Genomic DNA, 21,943 nt, shown 5'->3' with positions numbered 1-21,943 from the left:
GCCTCGGGGCGGCGCCGGGCTCGGGCTCGGCGGACATGCCCAGGGCGATGCGGGCCTCGGTGGCGTAGCGGCCGTTGGGGAACTCGCGCAGGTACTGGCGGAACTCGTCCTCCGCGTCCGCGGGCTGGTGCTGCCGGTTGAAGCAGCGGCCGCGCAGGATGCGGGCCTGTTCGCGGTGGCCCGCGAGCGGGCTGGCGGCGGCGATCTCCCCCAGTCCCACGAGGAACTGCCCGCACGTGTTGCCGGCCGTCTGGACCTTGGCGTAGCCGAGGAAGCGCTCATCGGAGTCGTCCGACAGCAGGCCTCCCGGAACGAGCCCGCCCAGCGTCTTGCGCTTGCGCGGCTCGGCGGGCGGTACCGGGGCCTGGGAGGGAGCCTGCACGGCGCCCGGCGTCGGCGCGGAGGACGCGAGCGAGCCCGCCGGTGCGCCAGGGAACGGCACGAACTCGTCGGGCGGAGTGGACTCCCGGGGCACCGCGGCCACGGCCCGGGGAATCTCCGTGTTGGCCGCGTGCGGAGGCGCTTCCGGAGCCAGGGCCTCGGGCGTCGCCTGGGCGACTGCCTGCGCGGGCGGCTCGGCGTTGTGCTCCACGGGAGGCGTGGGGCTCGTGACGGCGGACGGGCTCTTCTTCGCGGGCACGACGCTCGCGACCATGGCGCCAGGCTCGGCGGCGCGCAGGTCCCGGAACGCCTGATGGTCCGCCGAAGAGAGCGCGCGAGGCGTCGCCGCTCCACCCGCGCCGGTGAGCTCCACGCGCTGGCCCGCGTCCACGAAGCGCGGAGGCTGACCGTCCGCGTCCACGCGCACGCGTCCTTCGAGCACCGCCACCGAGGCACCGGCCGCCGTGCGCTCCACCGAGAAGACCGTCCCCACCACGGAGACGCGCAGGCCCGCGGACTCCACGAGGAACGCCTCGCGCTTCGCATGGGACGCGCTCACGGAGAGCCGTCCCTGCTGCACGGTCAGGTGCACGGCGTCCGGCTCCGCGCGGGCCAGCACCACGTCGGAGCCAGCAGAGAGACGCACCCGGCTCTCATCCGGAAGCCGCAGCACGGCCGACGCCTTCGGAGGCGTCCGCACCGCCATGCCCGCGCGCAGCCGCATCCCGGCCGCCAGCGCGTGTTCCTGGCCCGTGGCCTCTCGCAGCACCGCGCCACTGGCGCGCTCCGCCTCCGTGGTGGCCGTCGATTCAGCCCGGGTCGCGACCCGCTCCTGCTTCTCTGGCACGGGGGGCGGCCGGACCGCGTCCTGCTTCGATGGCGAGACCGGGGCCGACGCGACGGCGGACGCCGGCGCCTGCGTCGCGCCGCTCCTCCAGCGCGTTCCACCCAGCCACACCACCAGCGCGATGGCGCAGGCGGCCGCGAGCGTCAGCGCCCAGGGCGACGCGAAGCGCCGCTCGGGCACCGCCATCCGCTTCGCCGCGGCGGCCTTCAGCTTCGCTCCCGTCGCCTCCCACCGCACCTGGGGCTCCACCGAGCGCGCCGTGTGCAGCAGCGCCCGGGCCTCCACCACGCGCTTCCACTCCGCCGCGCACGCGGGGCACTCCGTCAGGTGCGCCTCCACGCGCGCCTTGCCGGAGGCATCCAGCTCCCCCGAGGCCAGCGCCCACAGGGACTCGGTCTCATGGCCGGCCATGGGAACCTCCCACCGGCCGGGCGACGACCAGACGCTGCATGGCTTCGGTGAACTCCAATCTCGCGTGGTGCAGGCGGCTGCGCACGGTGTTGGGAGAGCTTCCCACGGCCAGGGCAATCTCGTCCGCGCTCATGCCGCACAGCTCGGCGTAGACGAAGACGATGCGCTTCTTGGCCGTGAGCTTCTCCAGCGCCGCCTCCACCAGCCGGGCCGCCTGACGTCGCTCCGCGGCGCGCTCCGGGTCCTCCCCGGTCGCCACCACCTCCGGCGGCTCCGCGAAGGGGTCCTCCGGCCGGCGCCGCTTCCACCTCAGATGGCTGAGCGCCACATTGGCGCACACCCGGTAGAGGAACGTCTTGAAGCGCGACTCCCCCCGGAAGCCCTTCACCGCCGTGAGCAGCCGCAGGTACGTCTCCTGGAGGAGGTCATCCACCTCCACGCGGTTTCCCACCAGGTGGCGCAGCGTGCGCGCCGCGTCCAGCTTCGTGGCCTCGTAGAGCTGCTCGAAGGCGGTCAGGTCTCCCTGCTGGACCCGCTGGACCAGGAGCCGCAGGTGGGCCTCCTCCGCGGAGACCGCCCCGTGCACGCCCACTCCGTCCACGCCGGACTCCGGCGTGACGGCGGTCGCCCACGTGCGCGCTCCTCGGCTGAACACCAGGGCCTCTCCTTGGGGACGACGCGGGACGCCCCCCTCCAGGAACGCCCTCCAGTCTGTATCGGTGGTCCAGACGAGCACACAGCCTCCGTGCCCCTGGGTCTCCGGACGAACAAAAAAAGATCAAAATTATTTGATCAATACGGACCCGTCTTGCGTCGAAGGCTCTCGAAATCGGATGAGACCCCCCCAGCGGCCGGCTGGACCCCCATCCCATTCGTTTGGAGCCCCCACTCATGAGGAACACCACGCTTCGTGGCGCGTTATTCGTGCCGTTTCTTGCGTTGTTAGGCCTGCTGTCGGGTTGCATCCTCGAGACGAACGGCGGCGGCTACTGGCCCGACGACGACTACGACACCAGCTACGGCTGCTCCACCACGTCCGACTGTGGTTCCAACCAGTACTGTCGCTCCGGCAGCTGCTGGGACCTGAGCTCCGACTCCCAGGGCTGCGTCTACTCCAGCGAGTGTCCCGGCACGCAGATGTGCATCAACGGCTGGTGCGCCCAGTCGTGCTACCGCGACTCGGAATGTGGCGCGGGCGGCCGCTGCAAGGACAACTTCTGCACCTCTTCCGGCACCGGCACCACGGATGGCGGCACGAAGCCGGACGCGGGCACCAAGCCTGACGCCGGCACGAAGCCGGACGCGGGCACGGACGGCGGCACCAAGCCCGACGCGGGCACGGACGGCGGCTCTGGCCCGGTCTGCCGGGTCAACACTGACTGCGGCACGGACCACTTCTGCATCAACGGCCAGTGCCGTCAGCAGTGCGACGATGACGACAAGTGCGGCCCGGGCGGCCGGTGCATCCAGGGCCTGTGCGAGAAGCAGCCGACGGACCCGAACGCGTGCACCACGGAGGCCCAGTGCCCCTCCGGCCGCGACTGCGTGAACGGCCAGTGCCGCGCGCCCTGCTCCTCCACGACGGAGTGCTCGGCGGACACCAAGTGCGAGGTGGGCTACTGCCTGCCCATCCCCTCCGGCGGCCAGTGCAAGGCCAACTGCGAGTGCCCGGCCGGCCAGGTCTGCACCAGCGGCCAGTGCAAGTCGCCGCAGCCGGACCCGGGCCAGGCGTGCCAGGCGAACTGCGACTGCCCCTCCGGCCAGGTGTGCAACGGCGGCTACTGCAAGCAGCCCGTGCCGGACGCGGGCTCTGGCAGCAACATCTCCTGCACGGTGAACTGCGAGTGCCCGTCCGGTGAGGTCTGCACCAGCGGCAAGTGCAAGCTGCCCCCGGCGCAGCCGTCGTACGACGCGGGGACGTCCGGCACCGTGTGCCGCGCCAACTGCGAGTGCCCGGCCGGCCAGGCCTGCACCAGCGGCCAGTGCAAGCCGGTGAACCACGGCTCCGGCAAGGCCTGCCAGGCCAACTGCGAGTGCCCCTCCGGCGAGCGCTGCCAGGACAACGTCTGCTGGCTGTAGCCGTCAGCGGTTAGGGCTCACCGCGAGGGGGCCACCATGCGCCAGCAGCGGTGGATCTCCTTGCGGTGGAAGTCCTCGGGGATGGAGCGGGGGGTGAGTTCCTCCACCTTCTCCATGTCCCGGGTCGCGGAGTCCTTCAGTTCGAAGCCCAGGAAGTTGGTGGAGAAGTAGAGGACGCCTCCGGGGGCCATGAGCGCCCGGAGGTGTTCCAGCATCCGCACGTGGTCGCGCTGCACGTCGAAGGTCCCCGACATCTTCTTCGACGTGGAGAACGACGGCGGGTCGCAGACGATGAGGTCGTAGCGCTCATCGCCGTGCTTCGCCTGGTCCTCCAGCCACGCCTTCGCGTCCGCGCGGATGAGCACGTGGCGAGGGTCCGCCAGGCCGTTGAGCACCAGGTTGTCCTCGGCCCAGTCCAGGTACGTGTTGGACAGGTCCACGCTCACGCTGCTCGCCGCGCCGCCGGCCGCCGCGTACACGGTGAACGCGCCGGTGTACGCGAAGAGGTTGAGGAAGTGCTTCCCCTGGGCCTCGCTCCGCACGCGCGCGCGGGTGTTGCGGTGGTCCATGAAGAGGCCGGTGTCCAGGTAGTCGCCCAGGTTCACCCAGAACTTGAGGCCCTGCTCCTCCACCACCAGCCGCTCACTGCCCTGGCCCACGCGCTGGTACTGCGAGCGGCCCCAGGGCTGGGGCGTGTGCGTCTTCACGGAGATGCGCTCGTTGGGCACGCCCAGCACGGCGGTGACGGCGGCCAGGACCTCGTCGCGCTCGGCGCTCTCCGTGGAGCCCTTCGCGTGGGCCTTGCGGCGGGGGAACTCCACGACGTGGGCGTGGTCGCCGTAGAGGTCCACGGCGTAGGGGTACTCGGGGATGTCCCGGTCGTAGACGCGGAAGGCGGTGAGCCCCTGCGCGCGGGCCCACTTGCGCAGGCGCTTCGCGTTCTTGCGCAGGCGGTTCTCGAACATGCCACCCGCGCCCTGCGTCTCCTGTTTGCCTTCGTCCGACATGGCTCCCCTCATATTGCAGGCCGCCCCGGGGGCGGGGGAAAACCGCCGCCCATGAGCGTGCGCGTCGAGAAGAACGGCCCCGTCACCACCGTCATCCTCCACCGGCCGGAGGTCCGCAACGCGGTGGACGCCGGCACGGCCCGGGAGTTGGCGGACGCCTTTCGCGCCTTCGACGCGGACCCCGACGCGAAGGTGGGCGTGCTCTACGGCGACGACGGCACGTTCTGCGCGGGCGCGGACCTGAAGGCCGTGTCGGAAGGACGCCTGTTGCGCCTGGAGCCGGAAGGGGACGGGCCCATGGGTCCTTCGCGCATGCGGCTGTCCAAGCCGGTGGTCGCGGCCATCAGCGGCCACGCGGTGGCGGGCGGCCTGGAGCTGGCCCTGTGGTGCGACCTGCGCGTGGTGGAGGAGGACGCGGTGCTGGGCGTCTTCTGCCGCCGCTGGGGCGTGCCCCTCATCGACGGGGGCACCGTGCGCCTGCCCCGGCTGATTGGCCTGTCGCGCGCTTTGGACCTCATCCTCACCGGACGCCCCGTGTCGGCTGACGAGGCGCTGGGCATGGGCCTGGTCAACCGCGTGGCGTCGAAGGGCGGGGCCCGGGCCGCGGCGGAGGCGCTGGCCGCTCAAATCGCCGCCTTCCCCCAGGCCTGCATGAAGGCGGACCGGGCCTCCGCCTACGCCCAGGGCGACCTGGCCTTTGAAGACGCGATGCGCCAGGAGTTCCAGGGGGGAGTGAAGGTGCTCCACTCGGAGTCCATCCCCGGGGCGACGCGGTTCGCGAAGGGGGCGGGGCGGCACGGCCAGTTCGACTGAAGACCCCGGGAGCGCTGCACGGCCGGTGGGACTGTGTTAGTTCGCGAAGCCATGCGCTTCGACACGCTCGCCATCCACGCCGGCCAGGAGCCGGATCCCACCACCGGCGCCATCATGACGCCCGTGTACCTGACCTCCACCTACGTCCAGGACGGGCCGGGGGAGCACAAGGGCTACGAGTACAGCCGCACGCAGAACCCCACGCGCAAGGCGCTGCAGGACTGCCTGGCCGCGCTGGAGGGCGCGAAGTACGGCGCCGCGTTCGCGTCCGGCCTCGCCGGCACGGACATGCTGATGCACATGCTGGAGGCCGGTGACCACGTCATCGTCTCCGACGACGTGTACGGCGGCACCTTCCGCATCTTCGACAAGGTGTTCAAGCGCTCCGGCCTGAACTTCTCCTTCGTGGACCTCTCCAAGCCGGAGAACTTCGAGGCGGCCATCACCCCCAAGACGAAGATGGTCTGGGTGGAGACCCCCACGAACCCGATGCTCAAGCTCATCGACCTGGCGCGCATCGCCGAGGTCGCCAAGAAGCGCGGCATCCTGTCCGTCGCGGACAACACGTTCATGACGCCGTACTTCCAGAAGCCGCTGTCGCTGGGCTTCGACGTCGTGGCGCACTCCACGACGAAGTACCTCAACGGCCACAGCGACGTGGTGGGCGGCTTCGTCTGCACCAGCCGTGACGACATCGCGGAGCGGATGTACTTCCTGCAGAACGCGGTGGGCGGCGTGTCCGGCGCCTTCGACAGCTTCCTCGTGCTGCGCGGCGTGAAGACGCTGCACGTGCGCATGGACCGCCACGCGCAGAACGCGATGAAGGTGGCCCAGTACCTGTCCACGCACAAGCAGGTGAAGAAGGTCACCTACCCGGGCCTGGAGACGCACCCGCAGCACGCGCTCGCCAGGCAGCAGATGACCGGCTTCGGCGGCATGCTGACGTTCGACATCCACGGCGGCCTGGAGGCGGCGCGCACCTTCCTCAAGACGGTGAAGGTCTTCGCCTGCGCCGAGTCCCTGGGCGGCGTCGAGTCCCTCATCGAGCACCCGGCCATCATGACCCACGCCTCCATCCCCCGGGAGACGCGGGAGAAGCTGGGCATCGCGGACGGCTTCATCCGCCTGTCCGTCGGCATCGAGGACGCGCAGGACCTCATCGACGACCTCGCGAACGCGCTCGACCGCGTGAAGTAGTCCCCGGCCGCTCGCTCGCGCTCCTGCCTGCCAGGCCTGCCCTCCGGGGCAGGGGGAATGTTGGTTGGTACACAACGTTTCCGGCGCGATGCGTAACCGACTGCTTGGCCCCACCTGCCTCCTGGGCGCGTGGCTCGCGACTGGCTGCGAGTCTCCGCCCGTTCCCACCGATTCCGACTTCCCTCCGGCCGCGCTGCCGGAGTCGCTGTCCGCGTCCAACTGCAATCAGCTCGTCACCAGGTCGGTGACGGCCAGTGGTGACGACGGCAACGTTCCCGCCAACACGCAGGACAACGACCTGGGCACGCGCTGGAGCGCGCAGGGCACGGGCGTCTGGCTGCAGATGGACCTGGGCTCGGCGCAGCCGCTCACGGGCACCACCATCGCGTGGCACCGGGGCAACGAGCGCCAGAACCACTTCGCCGTCTCCACGTCCACGGACGGCAGCACCTTCACGCAGGCGTACGCGGGCGACAGCGCGCTCAACACGTCCGCGCAGACGGTGGCGTTCTCCTCGCGCAGCGCGCGCTACGTGCGCATCACCGTCAACGGCAACACGGTGAACGACTGGAACTCCATCGCGGAGGCCCGGGCGTGCGCGGCCAGTGCGCCGCCGTCGACCTCCGACTCCGGCGCCGCGCTGCCGCGCCTGCCGTACCTGCAGAGCGTGAAGCAGAACTCCGCCATCGTGGCCTTCCGCACCGCCAGCGCCTGCACCCCCACGGTGCGCTACGGCGAGGGCACCAGCCTCACGTCCTCCGTCAGCGCGGGCGTGTCCGGCACGCGCCACGCGGTGAAGCTGGAAGGCCTGTCCGCGGGCCGCACCTACGGCTACGTGGTGGAGGCCTGCGGCAGCAAGACGGGCCTGCGGAGCTTCCAGACGTCCACGACGTCCGCCACCACGAAGGCGCGCTTCACCGCGATGGGCGACTTCGGCACCGGCGGCAGCATGCAGGCGAAGGTGATGGCGGTGATGAACACGCCGCAGTGGCGCTCCGAGCTGCTGCTGGCCCTGGGCGACAACGCCTACCCGAATGGCACGGACGCGGAGTTCCAGGCGCACCTCTTCGCGCCCATGGCCGGCCTGCTGCGCGAAGTCCCCATGTTCGCCACGCCCGGCAACCACGAGTACGTGACGAACCAGGCGCAACCCTACCTGGACAACATGTACCTGCCGGCCAACAACCCGGCGGGCACGGAGCGCTACTACTCGTTCGACTGGGGCCCGGTGCACTTCCTCTCGCTGGACTCCAACTGCGCGGTGGGCCTGGCGTCCTCGGACCGGTGCACGCTGGCGGCGCAGAAGGCGTGGGCGGAGTCGGACCTGGCCGCGAACACGCGCCCGTGGGTGGTGGCCTTCTTCCATCACCCGTCGTGGTCCAGCGGCGAGCACGGCTCGCAGCTCACCATGCGCCGGCAGTTCGGCCCGCTGTTCGAGAAGTACGGCGTGGACCTGGTGCTCACCGGGCATGACCACGACTACGAGCGCAGCAAGCCCATGTACGGCGACAACATGGCCTCCAGCACCCAGCGCGGCATCCCGTACCTCGTGGTGGGAAGCGGCGGCGCCACGCTGCGTCCATTCCCCTCCAGCCAGCCCGCGTGGACCGCGCTGCGCGACAACCAGGCCTATGGCTTCCTCGACGTGACGGTGGACGGCGGCACGCTCACCGCGCGGCTCATCACCTCCAGCAACACCGTGCGCGACACGCTGACGCTCACGAAGACGCTGAAGAAGTCCGCCACCCGCGTCCTGGAGGCGGACGCGCCCGGGGAAACGCCGCCGGGCCCCACGGATGACCGCGCGGAGCCGGTGCTGCGCGGGCCCGTGCCGCCCGCGGACACGCCGGAGTCCGTGGCCGACCCCGAGGAGCCGCTTCCGCAGTAGCCGCGAGGCCCGCCGGAGGGTAGGGAAGGGCGGTATGCACCGCCGGCGGGCCCGGCATCACAACGGAAGGGACACCATGCGCTACTTCGAGGACTTCCCCGTCGGCGAAATCATGGAGCGGGGACCGTACGTGGTGACACGCGAGGAGATTGTCGCGTTCGCGCGCCAGTTCGACCCCCAGCCCTTCCACATCGACGAGGACGCCGCCGGCAAGAGCATCTACGGCGGCATCATCGCCAGCGGCTGGCACACCGCCGCCATCTGCCACAAGCTCATGGTGGAGGGCCTGCTGGGCCAGGCCGCCGGCATGGGCTCACCGGGCCTGGACGAGCTGCGCTGGAAGAAGCCGGTGCGCCCGGGGGACTCGCTGAGGATCCGCATCGAGACGCTGGAGGCGAAGCCCTCCACGAGCAAGCCGGACCGCGGCGCGCTCAAGCTGCGCCTGGAGGTCGTGAACCAGCACGGCGAGGTGGTGATGACGGAGGTGGCCAACGCCCTCTTCGCCCGCCGCCCCGCACCGTAGCGAAACGACCCACACTTTGAGTTCCAGGGCTGACCTGGGTTAGCAATACGCCCAAAGGAGAAGCCCATGTCCAACAACAACGAGGTCGTTCCTCCTCCGGCGCCCAGCCGGCTGAAGCGTCCCGTGGAAGTGGTGCGCGCGGAGCTGCTCGCGGATGAAGACGTGAAGCAGCAGGCGGAGATGCTGAAGATCCCCGTCGCGCAGTACGTGGAGAAGATCCTCGATTACGCCATCCATCCGGACAAGCCGCCCCAGCTGGAGATCATCCCGGACGAGGAGCTGAAGGCGCGCGACCCGAAGATCGCCACGGTGGAGGAGATCGGCACCCACCTGCAGAAGATCATCGACGGGGAGATCGTCATCAGCCCCGCCCAGCAGCGCGACGGCTTCAGCAGCGACAAGAGCCACGAGCAGCGCTACAGCGCCGCGCTGGGCACCGCCAGCAAGCCCGGCCAGCCCGTGGCCCCCAAGCCCGGCGCCGCCGTGGACCCGGCGGAGGCGAAAAAGGGCCCCATCCGGGGCTGAGCCGCCTCTCCAAGCCCCTGGAATCCCGGGGCTTTTCAGTGGTGGGGCCGGATAATCCCGGAACCGGAAACTTCTCCGGCGTCCTTCCGAGAATCCCACTGACAGTCACACTTCGAGGGCCCGCGCGGCCCTCCACGAAAAGGATCAGACCATGGGTGGCATCGGCAAGGCTCTCGGCAAGGTGATGGACATCGTCAAGCCGTTCGTGACGATGGTGAACCCGCTCCTGGGCGCGGCGATGGGCTTCGCCAGCGGCCTGATGCAGGGCAAGAACCCCATCCAGTCGCTGCTGGGCGCGGCCACCGACCTGATTCCGGGCGGCGGCGTGTTCAAGAACGCACTGGGGGCCTTCGCCAACTCGGGCCTGATGGACGGCGCGGGCGGCAACAGCCTGCTGTCCGGCGCGCTGAACCTGGCGAAGGGCAAGAGCAAGGTCACCGACATCGTCGGCGACCTGTTCAAGGCCACCAAGAGCAACCCGCTCACCAACCTGGGCATGAACAACGCGACGGAGCTCGCGGCCCAGAAGATGTCCACGTTCCTCTCCTAGTCCATGAAGCCCGTCCGCTTCGACCCCAAGGTCCACCACGAACTGCTCAACCTGTGGCGCAAGCCGTGGGATGAGACGATGACGCCGGACGCCCTGCCGGAGTACGGCTTCGTGGTGCCGGACAAGGCGGCGGGTTTCCTGTACCGCACGGACAGCTCGGTGGCGTTGATTGAAGGCATCATCGCCGCGCCCGGGCTGACCAAGGAGGACCGCAACGAGGCCGTCAACGCCATCGTCGCCGCGGTTCGCGACGAGGCCCGGCGGCAGGGCTTCAAGCTGCTCCTGGGCTACTCGCAGCTGGACGCCATCAAGAACCGCGCGGAGCGCTTCGGCTTCATGCACGTGGGCCCCGGCTACCACATGGTGGCCCTGGACCTGACGAAGCCGGATCCGCCGGGACTCTGAAAAGCACACGCAGCCCTTCAGCAAACACGACGGGCCCGAAGGGAGGATGTCCTCCTCCTTCCAGGCCCGCGGTGTTTCTGGGCTCCCGCGGCCTCAGGCGGCGGTGCGGTGCAGGTAGTCGATGAGGTCGATCTTCGTGACGATGGCGACCACCGTCTCGCCGTCCTTCACCACGGCCACGTTGTCGCGCGCGAAGATTTCACGCAGCCGGTCGATGCTGGCCTCGGCGGACACGGCGCCCTGGAGCGGGGCGACGATGGGGTCGATGGCGTCCTGGAACTTCACCTTGTTGGCGACCAGGGCGTTGAGCAGGTCGTACTCGTGCACCATGCCCACGGCGCGCCCGTCGTCGGACACCACCGGCATCTGGCTGATGCCGTGGCTGCGCATGGTCTCCACCACGCGGTCCACGCGGTCACCGCGCTTGGCCGTCTTCAGGTCGCGGGGCTTGGCGCCAATGATGTCGCGCACGGTGCCGGCGCCCTTCTCCTGCATGAAGCCGTTGTCGCGCATCCACTCGTCGGAGTGGAACTTGCTGATGTAGCTGCTGCCGGAGTCCGGCAGGACGACCACGATGGTCTTCCCCTTGCCGACTTCCTTCGCCAGCTGCACCGCCACGTGCACGGCCGCGCCGGAGGAGCCACCCGCGAAGATGCCCTCCTCACGCGCCAGCCGGCGCGCGGCGTTGAAGCACATGCGGTCATCCACCTGGCGCACGTCGTCCACGACCTTGAAGTCCATGGCGCCGCAGAGCATGTCCTCGCCAATGCCCTCGACCTTGTAGACGTGCGGCTCGGTGAGCTTGCCCGTCTTGAAGTAGCCCTCGTAGACGGAGCCCTCCGGATCCACGCCGATGTTCTTCAGGCCGGGGATCTTCTCCTTGAGGTACTTGCCGGCGCCGCTCATGGTGCCGCCGGTGCCCAGGCCGGACACGAAGTAGTCGAACTTGCCTTCGGTCTGCTGGAAGATCTCCGGACCCGTCGTGTGGTAGTGCGCCTCGATGTTGTCCGGGTTGTGGTACTGGTTCAGCATGAACGCGCCCGGCGTCTCCTTGGCCAGCCGCTTGGACGTCTCGTAGTAGCTGCGCGGGTCTTCCGCGGGGACGTTCGTCGGCGTGACGACGACCTGGGCGCCCATGGCCTTCAGGCGGTTGATCTTCTCCAGGGACATCTTGTCCGGCATGGTGAAGATGCACTTGTAGCCCTTCACCGCCGCGGCCAGCGCCACGCCCATGCCGGTGTTGCCGGACGTGTTCTCCACGATGGTGCCGCCGGGCTTGAGCTTCCCCTCCCGCTCGGCCTTTTCAATGATGTAGAGCGCCATGCGGTCCTTGATGGACGCGCCGGGGTTCATGAACTCGCACTTCACGAGCACGGTGGCGTCGTTCGGACCGACGAGCTTGTTGAGCTTCACCAGCGGCGTGTGGCCAATGGCGGTGAGGATGTTCTGTTGGATGTCCATCGTGCGTGGCTTCCCGAAAAGATGTGGGGGTCGGGGCCTTATATGTGCTCCACCCCGTCAGGGGGAACATGCCCGAAGGCACGGCCCTTCCTGACGCAGGATGCCGCGACCGGGTGGGGGTTTCTCCTGGGGGGTTCCTCGTCGCGTAGGCGACAGGGCAGGCGTCCGCCGGGCATGTGGCCCACGCGGGCTTTGACCCGCCGCGCCGTGCCTCCGATACTCGCGGGCGTCTTTCCTTCCCCCGCCGGAGTACCCGCCCCCCATGGAACTTGAGGCCGCCCTTCGCGACCAGGTGGGACAGGCCATTGGCCGTCCCGTCCCCGATGCCCCCATCAAGAAGTTGAAGGGCGACGCGAGCAACCGCTCCTACTACCGCGTCGGCAGCGCCCCGGAGAGCTGGGTGCTGATGGTGATGCCGCCGGACGCGACGAAGAAGAGCGAGGAGGCCACCAAGGGCGAGCCCCCGAAGGAGCTGCCCTTCATCAACGTGCACCGCTACCTGGAGAAGCTGGGCGTGCGCGTGCCGCGCATCCTCCGCTACGACGAGCCCGCGGGCATGATGGTGCTGGAGGACCTGAGCGACATCACCTTCGAGTCCGCGCTGGAGGGCGGCCGCCACAACCAGGCGCTCTACACGCGCGCGGTGGACCTGCTGGCGAAGCTGCGCGTCCAGGCGGAGAAGCAGCGCGACCCGGAGTGCCTGGCCTTCACGCGCGCCTTCGATGAAGACCTGTACGACTGGGAGCTGCACCACTTCCGCGAGTGGGGCCTGGAGGCCTGGAGCGGCAAGCAGCCCACGGCCGGGGAGCGCGCCCAGCTGGACGCCACGTTCCGCGACATCGCGAAGACGCTCGCCGCCGCGCCGCGAGGCTTCACGCACCGCGACTACCAGAGCCGCAACATCATGGTGAAGGAGGGCGAGCTCGTCGTCATCGACTTCCAGGACGCGCTCCAGGGCCCTCGCCAGTACGACCTGGTGGCGCTCCTGCGCGACAGCTACGTGGAGCTGGACCGCGACTTCGTGGACACGATGCTGGACCGCTACATCGCCACGTTCGAGAAGGAGAGCGGGGAGAAGATCGACGCCAGGGAGTTCAAGGCGTTCTTCGACCTGCTCACCATCCAGCGCAAGCTGAAGGACGCGGGCCGCTTCGAGTTCATCAACCGCGTGAAGGGCAACCCGGGCTTCCTCGTCTCCATCCCCGCGTCGCTGCGCTACGTGAAGGCCGCGTTCGCGCGCCGGCCGGAGCTGGCGGGGCTGCAGAAGCTGATTGCGAAGTACGTGCCCGAACTGGCGGCCTGAAACCATGAAAGCGATGGTCCTCTGCGCGGGCCTGGGCACGCGCCTGCGCCCGCTCACGGAGCGCTGGCCCAAGCCGGCGATGCCGTTCCTCGGCCAGCCGCTCTTGCGCTACCACCTGGCGGTGCTGAAGGCCGCCGGGGTGACGGCGGTGGGCATCAACACGCACCACCTGCCGGACACGATGGCGGCGGTGGCCCGCGCGGAGTGCGAGCGCGCGGGGCTGCCGCTGCACGTGGTGCACGAGCCCGTCATCCAGGGCACGGGCGGCGGCATCCGCGGCCTGCGCGACTTCCTCTCCGGCGAGGACTTCCTCGTGTTCAACGGGGACATCCTCTTCCCGGTGGATCTGAGGCCCGTGGTCGCGGCGCACCGGGAGTCCGGCGCGGTGGCGACGATGGTGCTGTTGCCCATGCCGGAAGGGGAGAAGTACGCGGCGGTGGAGTCGGACGCGGGCGGGCAGGTGCGCCGCATCGCGGGCCATGGCCCGGGCGGTGAGGGCCTGACGCCGTGGCACTTCACCGGCGTGCACGTGATGTCCCCCAGCGTGTTCGACTTCATGACGGCGGAAGGCCCCGAGGACATCAACCGCGAGGTCTACGTGCGGGTGATGCAGGCGGGGCTCCAGGTGCGCGGGCACGCGGTGGACGCGTACTGGTCCGACCTGGGCATGCCGTCGCGCTACCTGGCCACGGTGCGGGACGTGCTCGAAGGGCGCGTGCCGTTGCAGGCGCTGGGCAAGGACTCGCCGCTGCACGGGCTGAAGGCCTCGGCGGACGGGGCGTGGGTGCACCCGGAGGCCCGCGTCGCGGGCACCGTGCGCGGGCCCGCGTATGTCGGCGCGGGCGCTGTCGTGGACGCGGACTCCACCGTGGGGCCGAATGTGTCCGTGGGCCCGGGAGCGCGGGTGGGGCAGGGCGCGCGGCTGGAGCGCTGCGCCGTGTTCGAGGAGACGCAGGTGGCGCCCGGTGAGGCGCTCACCGAGGTGCTCGCGTGGGGCCCGCACCGGGTGCCCGCGCCGCTCACCGGACGCTGAGGACCTTCACGCCGGAGCCATCGGGTTTCCAGGTGGCTTCGAGCGTGAGGAGGGAGCCGAACGTTATACGCAGCTTCTGGCCCGGCGTGGCCCAGGTGATCTTCGGAGTGGTGTCCTCGTCGGCGCTCTCCGGGTACTGCGCCACGACGTGCCCGGCTCCATCCAGGATGGGGCTGCCGCAGTCGTCCCAGGTCAGCAGGACGGTCCGCTTCGGCCCCTGCTTCTCCATGCGCACGAGCTGCACCGTGACGGTGGTCGCGCCGCCGCAGGGCCCGTCCGTGTAGCGGCCATACATGGGGTCATCGCTCCGCTCCACGAGTCCCGGCGTGCCGTCCTTGAAGCGGAACGCCTCCACCACCTTGCTGGACAGCACGGCGCGCAGGTCGCCCGGCGCCCGGGAGAGGTACAGCGTCGTTGGAGCGCCCGGGGCCGTCATTGGAATGCTCGCGGTGTCCCCGCCCACGAACGGGGTGGGCGGACCGAAGACACTGGCCTGGGGGCTGTATCCGGTGACGTCATCGAGCGTCTCGGAGCAGACTCGCACCTCGGAACTCGTGGGGGACTTGCGGAGCACCCGCACACCGCTCCACGTCTTGCCCGTGCGCAGGAAGTAGGGCGGCAGCGCATCAAACGCCTGCTTCGCGCCGGGCGCCCTGGCCAGGGGGCGCCCCAGCTCCGGAAGGCCCTCCACCAGCTTCGGCGTGAGCGGCTTCGCGAGCTTCACGGTCCGCAGCGTCTGCGCGTCGCCCCACTTCGGGGCCGGGTGCGTGGAGCGCAGCGTCTCCTTCGTGCCCGCGTCGCCCGCGTCGATGGCGTCCACCCGGACGCGCAACGTGCGCACGCCGTCCTTCGGGACGAACAGCAGCGCCCCGGGCTGGAGCACCGCGCGCACGTGGTAGCCCGTGGCCGTCCGCAGCGCTTCGTAGCGCACGTCGCCTTCGCCCAGGGCCGGGGACAGGCCCGGGTAGCGCTCCACGTCGTAGAGCACGGGGGGCCGGCCGTCCGGAAAGAGGCCCAGGTGCGCGAGCCCCAGCAGCACCCGCGTCCGCTTGGGCGCCGTGCCCAGCTGCTCGCGCACGGCCTGCTTGTCCCTCCGACAGAACTCGTCCGCCGGGAACTCGACCTGGATGAGGGCTTCGAGCGCTTTCGGGTCGTCCTTGCCGCTCACCGTGAAGAGCTTCCCCTCGGGAGACGTGGTGACGACGCGGGAGGGCATCAGCGCGTCGGGCGCCTCCAGCCCGAACCACACCTCCACGTGATCCGAGTGCACGTCGTCCGTCGCGGCCGACGGCGTCGTGTCCACCACGTCCACGTCCAGCACCAGCTGCTGTCCGTCGGAGGTGAGCGTCGCGGTGGAGGCGGAGGTCTTCTCTCCGGCGGCGGTCAGCGGGGCGGAGAAGTCAGGCGGGGCCGCCATCAGCAGCAGGCCGGTCAGCAGGTTCCAGGACATGGGGGCTCCTCAAGACGAAGGCCCGCGCTCCTCTTGGGAGCACGGGCCCTCACGCGTCCGGATGGGACGGTTGACTCAGGCGGCGTGCCAGCGCGCCAGCACGCAGGTGACGTTGTCGTTGCCGCCGGCCGCGTTGGCCAGGTCGATGAGCTGGCCGCACGCCTTCTCCAGCTCCGGCGTGCGCGACAGGATGTCCTGCATCTGAGCGTCGGAGATCATGCCGCTCAGGCCGTCCGAGCACAGCAGGAAGACGTCGTTCTCCAGCGGATCCACGCGGGTGACGTCCACCTGCACCTGCTCCTTCATCCCCAGCGCCCGGACGATGACGTTCTTGTGGGGGAAGTTTTCAATCTCCTCCGGCGTGAGCTTCTTCGCCTTGAGGTAGTCGTTGAGCAGCGAGTGGTCCTCCGTCACCTGCTGGAGGATGCCGCCGCGGAAGAAGTACACGCGGCTGTCGCCCACGTGGCCCACGTAGACGCCGTTCTCCGCGAAGTGCACGGACACGATGGTGGTGCCCATGCCCTTGTACTTGGAGTCCGTGGTGGCGCGCTCGAAGATGCGCGCGTTGGCCAGCTTGATGCCGGTGGCCAGGCGGTTCTCGTCGTAGTTGCGCTGCTTGTCCATCTTGAAGGGCCAGGTGGCGTCCTGGTCCTTGGACGTGAGGCGGAAGAACTCACCCAGCTCATCCACCGCGATGCGGCTGGCGATCTCCCCGGACGAATGGCCTCCCATGCCGTCCGCCACGCACACGAGGTTCTCCTCGGTGAGCACGAGGTAGTTGTCCTCGTTGTGGTTCCGCTTCATCCCGACGTGGGTGCTGCCGGCGACCTCGATGCGCATGCGAAGGGACTCTTCCGGGGTGAGGCGTGAAAATCGCGGCGCGACGTTAACAAAGCGCTCCAAAAGGGGTCAAAAACCTCTCGTCAGGCCCCCGGGATTTCGCCCGGGGTGAAGACCAGGCGGTCGCCCTCCTGGGTGCCGCTGGCCGAAAGGACCCCGGCCGGAAGCTCCAGGACGGAGCGAGCCTTGAAGTAGATGGACGACGTGCGCCAGGGCGGCATGGCGGACAGTTGCTTGACGATGCGCCCTTCCGCGTCCAGGAAGGCGACGTCGATGGGGATGCGCATGAAGAAGGTGTGGATGGAGTTGCAGGGCTCGATGTGCATCCCGCCCCCCATGGGCAGCGAGGCGCGGCCCATGAGCCCCTGGAAGCGCTGGATGAAGGACTCCGCCCGTTCGGCGCGGTCCGCGAGCAGCCGCTGCCGCGTTTCGTTGGTCACCCTCCAGTGCATGTCCGGTGTTCTATCCCATGCTTGAGCCCCTGGCGTCCCCCCTGCATCTGGTCCTCGTGTCGCCCCAGATTCCGCCCAACACCGGCAACGTGGCCCGGCTGTGCGCGGTGACGGGGTGCCGGCTCATCCTGGTGGAGCCCCTGGGGTTCTCCATCGACGACCGCAACCTGAAGCGGGCGGGGCTGGACTACTGGGACAAGGTGTTCCTGAAGCTGTACCCGACGTACGACGCCTATGTCGCGGAGTACCCCCAGGCCCGGCGGTGGCTGTTCTCCGCGAGGGCGGAGACGTCGCTGTACGCGGCCCGGTTCGAGCCGGGGGACCACCTGGTGTTCGGCTCGGAGGTGACGGGGCTGTTGCCGGAGGTGATGGAGGGGGGGACGGGGACGCCGGTGACCATCCCCATGCTGCCGGAGCGCCGGAGCTTGAATCTTTCGACGTCGGTGGGGATTGGGGCCTACGAGGCGCTGCGTCAGGTGCAGCTGGGGACAGCGGCCAGGCAGACGCCGCCGTCGAATTGAGGGGCGGGCAGGACGGGCTACACTCGGGGGCCGAATGTCCGCCTCGCAGGTCGCCGAAGCGCTGTATGCCGCCCACAAGTCCCGAGCCACCGGCCGGCTGACGCTGCACGCCGGTGGACGCGAGTCCGCGCTGTGGCTGCGCGAGGGCGACCTGGTGGGCGCGAAGCTGGGCTTCGGGTACCAGACGCCGGCGCAGGCGCTCTTCCAGAACGGGTTGTTGGACGAGAACGCCCTGGACGCGCTGTGGGCGCGGGGCAGCGCGGCGGCGCCGGACGAGGAGCTGCTGGAGGACCGCGGGCTGCAGCCGGCGGTGGTGCACGAGCAGCAGGTGCTGGCGCAGGTGCGCAGGCTGAGCGAGCTGGCGGAGCGCGCGGACTTCGAGGCGGAGGCGGTGGAGGCGGCGGGGGATTTCGCGCCCATCGCCGGAGTCCGGGTGGTGCGCGCGGCGCTGGAGCCGGCGCCCAGCGAGCCCGTGCCCGCGAGGGTCTACCGCTGCCCGGAGGTGGCGGCGTGCGAGCCGTGGCTGACGGACGCGTCGGAGCGGAGCCTGCTGGAGACGCTGGGGGCGTTCCGGAGGCCGGAGTCGCTGACGGGAGCGCAGCAGGCGCTGCTGCGGGTGCTGGAGCGCGAGGGCCGCATCGAGGCCCTGTCGGTGGAGGACTGGGAGGAGCGCGAGCGGCTGCGGCGCGAGGAGGAGCTGCGGCAGGCGGAGGAGGAGGCCTGGGCCATCGAGGAGGCGCGCCGGCGCGAAGAGGCGGAGCGGCGCGCGGAGGAGGCGAGGCTCGCGGAGCTGGCGCGGCTGGAGGCGGAGCGGCTGGCGGAGGAGGCTCGGCTCGCGGAAGAGGCGAGGCTCGCGGAGCTGGCGCGGCTGGAAGCGGAGCGGCTGGCGGAGGAGGCTCGGCTCGCGGAACTGGCGCGCATTGAGGCTGAGCGGCTGGCGGAAGAGGCCCGGCTGGCGGAGGAGGCTCGGCTCGCGGAAGAGGCCCGGCTTCGTGCCGAAGAAGAGGCGCGGCTGGCGGAGGAGGCCCGTCTCGCTGAGCTGGCTCGGCTTGAAGCAGAGCGTTTGGCGGAAGAGGCGCGGCTCGCGGAAGAGGCCCGTCTTGAGGCGGAGCGTTTGGCGGAAGAGGCGCGGCTCGCCGAGCTTGCGCGTATCGAAGCTGAACGTTTGGCCGAAGAGGCGCGGCTGGCTGAACTGGCGCGTATCGAAGCTGAGCGACTCGCCGAAGAGGCCCGCCTCGCTGAGTTGGCTCGCATTGAAGCCGAGCGACTCGCCGAAGAGGCTCGGCTGGCTGAAGAGGCACGTCTTCGTGCCGAAGAAGAAGCCCGCCTCGCGGAGGAGGCCCGTCTCGCGGAAGAGGCTCGGCTCCGAGCGATCGAGGAGGCTCGCCTCGCGGAAGAGGCACGCCTCGCGGAAGAAGCGCGGCTTCGTGCTGAGGAAGAGGCTCGTCTTGCGGAGGAGGCCCGCCTAGCGGAAGAAGCCCGGCTTCGCGCGGAGGAAGAAGCGCGAGCAGCCGAAGAGGCTCGACTCGCAGAAGAGGCGCGGCTCGCGGAAGAGGCTCGACTCGCAGAAGAGGCTCGACTCGCAGAAGAAGCGCGTCTCGCGGAGGAGGCTCGGCTCCGCGCGGAGGAAGAGGCTCGTCTGGCCGAGGAGGCTCGTCTGGCCGAGGAGGCTCGACTCGCGGAGGAGGCTCGACTCGCGGAAGAGGCTCGACTCGCGGAAGAGGCTCGTCTGGCCGAGGAGGCTCGGCTCGCGGAAGAAGCACGCCTTCGCGCTGAGGAAGAGGCTCGCCTGGCCGAAGAAGCTCGGCTCGCTGAAGAGGCCCGGTTGGCGGAGGAGGCCCGACTCCGTGCTGAGGAAGAGGCTCGGCTGGCCGAAGAGGCACGCCATGCGGAAGAGGCCCGGCTTCGCGCGGAGGAGGAGGCTCGACTCGCGGAAGAGGCTCGCCTTCGTGCAGAAGAGGAGGCCCGGCTCGCGGAGGAAGCACGCCTTGCCGAGGAAGCCGCGCGAATTGAAGCAGAGCGCATTGCTGAAGAAGCTCGGCTGGCCGAAGAGGCGCGCCTCGCGGAGGAAGCCCGGCTTCGTGCTGAGGAGGAGGCTCGGCTAGCGGAGTTGGCGCGTATCGAGGCAGAGCGCTTGGCTGAAGAGGCCCGGCTCGAGGAAGAAGCGCGGCTTCGTGATGAGGAAGAGGCGCGGCTTCGTGCGGAGGAAGAGGCTCGCTTGGCCGAGGAGGCCCGTCTCGCTGAAGAGGCCCGTCTCGCTGAAGAGGCCCGGCTCGCAGAAGAGGCTCGACTCGCAGAAGAGGCTCGGCTCCGGGCGGAAGAAGAGGCCCGCCTTGCTGAGGAAGCCCGCGTCGCAGAGGAGGCCCGGCTCGCGGAAGAAGCTCGCCTTCGTGCGGAAGAGGATGCGCGCGTAGCTGAAGCGGTGCGGCTCGCAGAAGAGGCCCGCCTCCGTGCCGAGGAAGAAGCCCGGCTCGCGGAAGAAGCGCGCCTTGCGGAAGAGGCCCGGCTCCGTGCGGAGGAGGAGGAGGCACGGCTCGCGGAAGAGGCGCGTCTGGCCGAGGAGGCCCGCCTTCGCGCTGAAGAGGAAGCTCGTCTCGCTGAGGAAGCGCGCCTGGCGGAACAGGCTCGACTCGCGGAAGAGGCTCGCCTTCGTGCCGAAGAAGAGGCTCGTCTGGCCGAAGAGGCTCGTCTCGCTGAGGAAGAACGCCTGTCGGAAGAGGCTCGCCTTGCTGAAGAGGCGCGCCTCGCGGAGGAGGCTCGTCTTCGCGCTGAGGAAGAGGCTCGTCTCGCTGAGGAGGCGCGCCTCGCGGAAGAGGCTCGTCTTCGCGCTGAGGAGGAGGCTCGTCTCGCTGAGGAGGCGCGCCTCGCGGAAGAGGCGCGGCTTCGTGCGGAGGAAGAGGCGCGTCTGGCAGAGGAGGCCCGTCTCGCGGAGGAGGCTCGGCTTCGAGCGGAAGAAGAGGCCCGCCTTGCCGAAGAGGCTCGGCTCCGCGCGCTTGAGGAAGCGCGCCTGGCCGAGGAAGCACGCCTCGCGGAAGAAGCACGCCTTGCCGAAGAGGCTAGGCTTCGCGCCGAAGAGGAGGCTCGTCTCGCCGAAGAAGCACGCCTTGCCGAAGAGGCTCGGCTGGCTGAAGAGGCCCGTCTTCGCGCTGAGGAAGAGGCCCGACTCGCTGAGGCGGCTCGTCTTCGCGCTGAGGAGGAGGCCCGACTCGCGGAGCAGGCTCGGCTGGAGGAAGAGGCTCGCCTTGCTGAAGAAGCTCGCCTTCGTGCGGAAGAGGAGGCTCGGCTCGCAGAGGAGGCCAGACTTGCTGAAGAAGCTCGCCTTCGTGCGGAAGAAGAGGCCCGACTTGCCGAAGAGGCCCGGATCGCGGAGGAGGCACGCCTTCGTGCAGAGGAAGAGGCGCGTGTAGCCGAAGCGGCTCGGCTCGCGGAAGAAGCCCGGTTGGCGGAGGAGGCTCGGCTCGCGGAAGAGGCCCGGCTCCGAGCCGAGGAAGAAGCCCGGCTGGCCGAAGAGGCGCGCCTGGCCGAAGAGGCACGCATCCGTGCGGAGGAAGAGGCTCGGCTCGCGGAAGAGGCCCGGCTGGCAGAGGAGGCCCGGCTTCGCGCGGAGGAGGAAGCTCGCCTCGCGGAAGAAGCCCGACTTCGTGCGGAGGAAGAGGCTCGGCTTGCTGAAGAGGCCCGCCTGGCCGAAGAAGCACGCCTGCGTGCCGTGGGAGAAGCTCGGCTCGCAGAGGAAGCCCGGCTCGCCGAAGAGGCTCGCCTTCGCGCAGAAGAAGAAGCTCGGCTGGCCGAAGAGGCTCGCCTCGCGGAAGAAGCTCGCCTTCGTGCAGAAGAGGAAGCGCGCGTAGCCGAAGAGGCACGGCTCGCTGAAGAAGCCCGCCTTCGCGCGGAGGAAGAAGCGCGGCTCGCCGAAGAGGCCCGCGCCGCCGAAGCCGCCCGCCTCGCCGAGGAAGCTCGCGTCCACGCCGAAGCCGAAGCCGCGCGCCTCGCCGAAGAGGCACGTCAGGCCGAACTCCATCGCCTCGCCGAAGAGGCCCGCGCCGCCGAAGCCCAGCGCCTGTCCGAACAGGGCAAGCCCGCCCATCCGCCTTCACTCCCCCGGCGCAACCGCCCGGCCGCGCCCCCCACGCCGCCTCCGGTCCTCGTCCCCGTCGCCGCCGCTTCCCCGGAGCCGGAACCCCTGACGCTCGGGCCCGAGGACATCATCCTCACCGCGGAGCCCGAACCCGCCGCTCCCTCGAACTGGGCCGACTCCATCCC

Annotated in this window: 19 protein-coding genes; 12 read left to right on the top strand and 7 right to left on the bottom strand. The window is 70.0% G+C overall.

All coding sequences use genetic code 11. The features are described from left to right. A partial coding sequence (locus D7X96_RS33555; protein WP_121771580.1) for a FecR domain-containing protein occupies positions 1–1,639 on the bottom strand: 1,639 nt, incomplete at its 3' end. Beyond that, complete coding sequence (locus D7X96_RS33550) at positions 1,626–2,294, bottom strand: RNA polymerase sigma factor (RefSeq protein WP_120551727.1); 669 nt, start codon at positions 2,292–2,294, stop codon at positions 1,626–1,628. The genes D7X96_RS33555 and D7X96_RS33550, both read right to left, overlap by 14 nt. Before the next feature lie 236 nt (positions 2,295–2,530). Here D7X96_RS33550 and D7X96_RS33545 point away from each other — a divergent pair, with 236 nt between their 5' ends. After that, positions 2,531–3,718 (top strand): hypothetical protein, encoded by a 1,188-nt coding sequence (locus tag D7X96_RS33545; RefSeq protein WP_120551728.1) that lies wholly within the window; start codon positions 2,531–2,533, stop codon positions 3,716–3,718. A gap of 17 nt (positions 3,719–3,735) precedes the next feature. Here the strand turns inward: D7X96_RS33545 and D7X96_RS33540 are convergent, their stop codons facing one another. Beyond that, positions 3,736–4,725 (bottom strand): class I SAM-dependent methyltransferase, encoded by a 990-nt coding sequence (locus D7X96_RS33540; RefSeq protein WP_121723793.1) that lies wholly within the window; start codon positions 4,723–4,725, stop codon positions 3,736–3,738. A gap of 51 nt (positions 4,726–4,776) precedes the next feature. On the opposite strand from D7X96_RS33540, the gene D7X96_RS33535 reads away from it, so the two are divergent. From D7X96_RS33535 to D7X96_RS33505, 7 genes are all read left to right on the top strand, one after another. Further along, positions 4,777–5,538 (top strand): crotonase/enoyl-CoA hydratase family protein, encoded by a 762-nt coding sequence (locus D7X96_RS33535; RefSeq protein ID WP_120551730.1) that lies wholly within the window; start codon positions 4,777–4,779, stop codon positions 5,536–5,538. A gap of 51 nt (positions 5,539–5,589) precedes the next feature. Further along, a complete protein-coding gene (locus D7X96_RS33530; RefSeq protein ID WP_121723794.1) occupies positions 5,590–6,735 on the top strand; it encodes a cystathionine gamma-synthase in 1,146 nt (381 codons plus the stop codon). Between the two features lie 88 nt (positions 6,736–6,823). After that, positions 6,824–8,623, top strand: coding sequence for a discoidin domain-containing protein (locus D7X96_RS33525; protein WP_121771579.1), 1,800 nt, complete (start codon positions 6,824–6,826; stop codon positions 8,621–8,623). A 76-nt stretch (positions 8,624–8,699) separates the two neighbouring features. After that, positions 8,700–9,146 carry a MaoC family dehydratase gene (locus tag D7X96_RS33520; RefSeq protein WP_120551733.1) on the top strand — a complete coding sequence of 149 codons (447 nt, stop codon included), beginning with the start codon at positions 8,700–8,702 and terminating at the stop codon, positions 9,144–9,146. Positions 9,147–9,212: 66 nt separating this feature from the next. Then, entirely contained in the window at positions 9,213–9,671 is a 459-nt protein-coding gene (locus D7X96_RS33515) for a hypothetical protein (RefSeq protein WP_120551734.1), read from the top strand. 151 nt (positions 9,672–9,822) lie between these two features. After that, the gene (locus D7X96_RS33510) at positions 9,823–10,221 is read left to right on the top strand and encodes a hypothetical protein (protein WP_120551735.1); all 399 of its coding nucleotides are present in this window, start codon (positions 9,823–9,825) and stop codon (positions 10,219–10,221) included. A 3-nt stretch (positions 10,222–10,224) separates the two neighbouring features. Next, positions 10,225–10,626 carry a hypothetical protein gene (locus D7X96_RS33505; RefSeq protein ID WP_120551736.1) on the top strand — a complete coding sequence of 134 codons (402 nt, stop codon included), beginning with the start codon at positions 10,225–10,227 and terminating at the stop codon, positions 10,624–10,626. Positions 10,627–10,719: 93 nt separating this feature from the next. Here D7X96_RS33505 and D7X96_RS33500 read toward each other — a convergent pair whose 3' ends face one another. Continuing rightward, positions 10,720–12,087, bottom strand: coding sequence for a pyridoxal-phosphate dependent enzyme (locus D7X96_RS33500; RefSeq protein WP_120551737.1), 1,368 nt, complete (start codon positions 12,085–12,087; stop codon positions 10,720–10,722). Positions 12,088–12,349: 262 nt separating this feature from the next. Here D7X96_RS33500 and D7X96_RS33495 point away from each other — a divergent pair, with 262 nt between their 5' ends. Further along, a complete protein-coding gene (locus D7X96_RS33495; protein WP_121771578.1) occupies positions 12,350–13,390 on the top strand; it encodes an aminoglycoside phosphotransferase family protein in 1,041 nt (346 codons plus the stop codon). Positions 13,391–13,394: 4 nt separating this feature from the next. Beyond that, positions 13,395–14,423, top strand: coding sequence for a nucleotidyltransferase family protein (locus D7X96_RS33490; RefSeq protein WP_120551739.1), 1,029 nt, complete (start codon positions 13,395–13,397; stop codon positions 14,421–14,423). Here D7X96_RS33490 and D7X96_RS33485 read toward each other — a convergent pair. The 3 genes from D7X96_RS33485 to D7X96_RS33475 form a co-directional block, all read right to left on the bottom strand. Then, positions 14,410–15,873 carry a hypothetical protein gene (locus D7X96_RS33485; RefSeq protein WP_121771577.1) on the bottom strand — a complete coding sequence of 488 codons (1,464 nt, stop codon included), beginning with the start codon at positions 15,871–15,873 and terminating at the stop codon, positions 14,410–14,412. The two genes, D7X96_RS33490 and D7X96_RS33485, sit on opposite strands and share 14 nt — an antisense overlap. 75 nt (positions 15,874–15,948) lie before the next feature. Continuing rightward, positions 15,949–16,713: a Stp1/IreP family PP2C-type Ser/Thr phosphatase gene (locus D7X96_RS33480; protein WP_120551741.1), complete on the bottom strand. Its 765-nt coding sequence runs from the start codon at positions 16,711–16,713 to the stop codon at positions 15,949–15,951. 83 nt (positions 16,714–16,796) lie between these two features. Then, positions 16,797–17,165 carry a DUF192 domain-containing protein gene (locus D7X96_RS33475; protein WP_120551742.1) on the bottom strand — a complete coding sequence of 123 codons (369 nt, stop codon included), beginning with the start codon at positions 17,163–17,165 and terminating at the stop codon, positions 16,797–16,799. A gap of 17 nt (positions 17,166–17,182) precedes the next feature. Here D7X96_RS33475 and D7X96_RS33470 point away from each other — a divergent pair, with 17 nt between their 5' ends. Continuing rightward, positions 17,183–17,686, top strand: a complete 504-nt coding sequence (locus tag D7X96_RS33470) for a tRNA (cytidine(34)-2'-O)-methyltransferase (RefSeq protein ID WP_120551745.1) — start codon at positions 17,183–17,185, stop codon at positions 17,684–17,686. Between the two features lie 34 nt (positions 17,687–17,720). Next, on the top strand, positions 17,721–21,943 hold a 4,223-nt coding region (locus D7X96_RS42055), incomplete at its 3' end, for a DUF4388 domain-containing protein (RefSeq protein ID WP_147468457.1).

Origin of the sequence: Corallococcus interemptor (genome assembly GCF_003668875.1) — a bacterium.
GTDB classification, from domain to species: Bacteria; Myxococcota; Myxococcia; order Myxococcales; family Myxococcaceae; genus Corallococcus; species Corallococcus interemptor.
The sequence above is the reverse complement of the archived record's forward strand: the minus strand, read 5'-3'. Positions and strand labels throughout refer to the sequence as shown.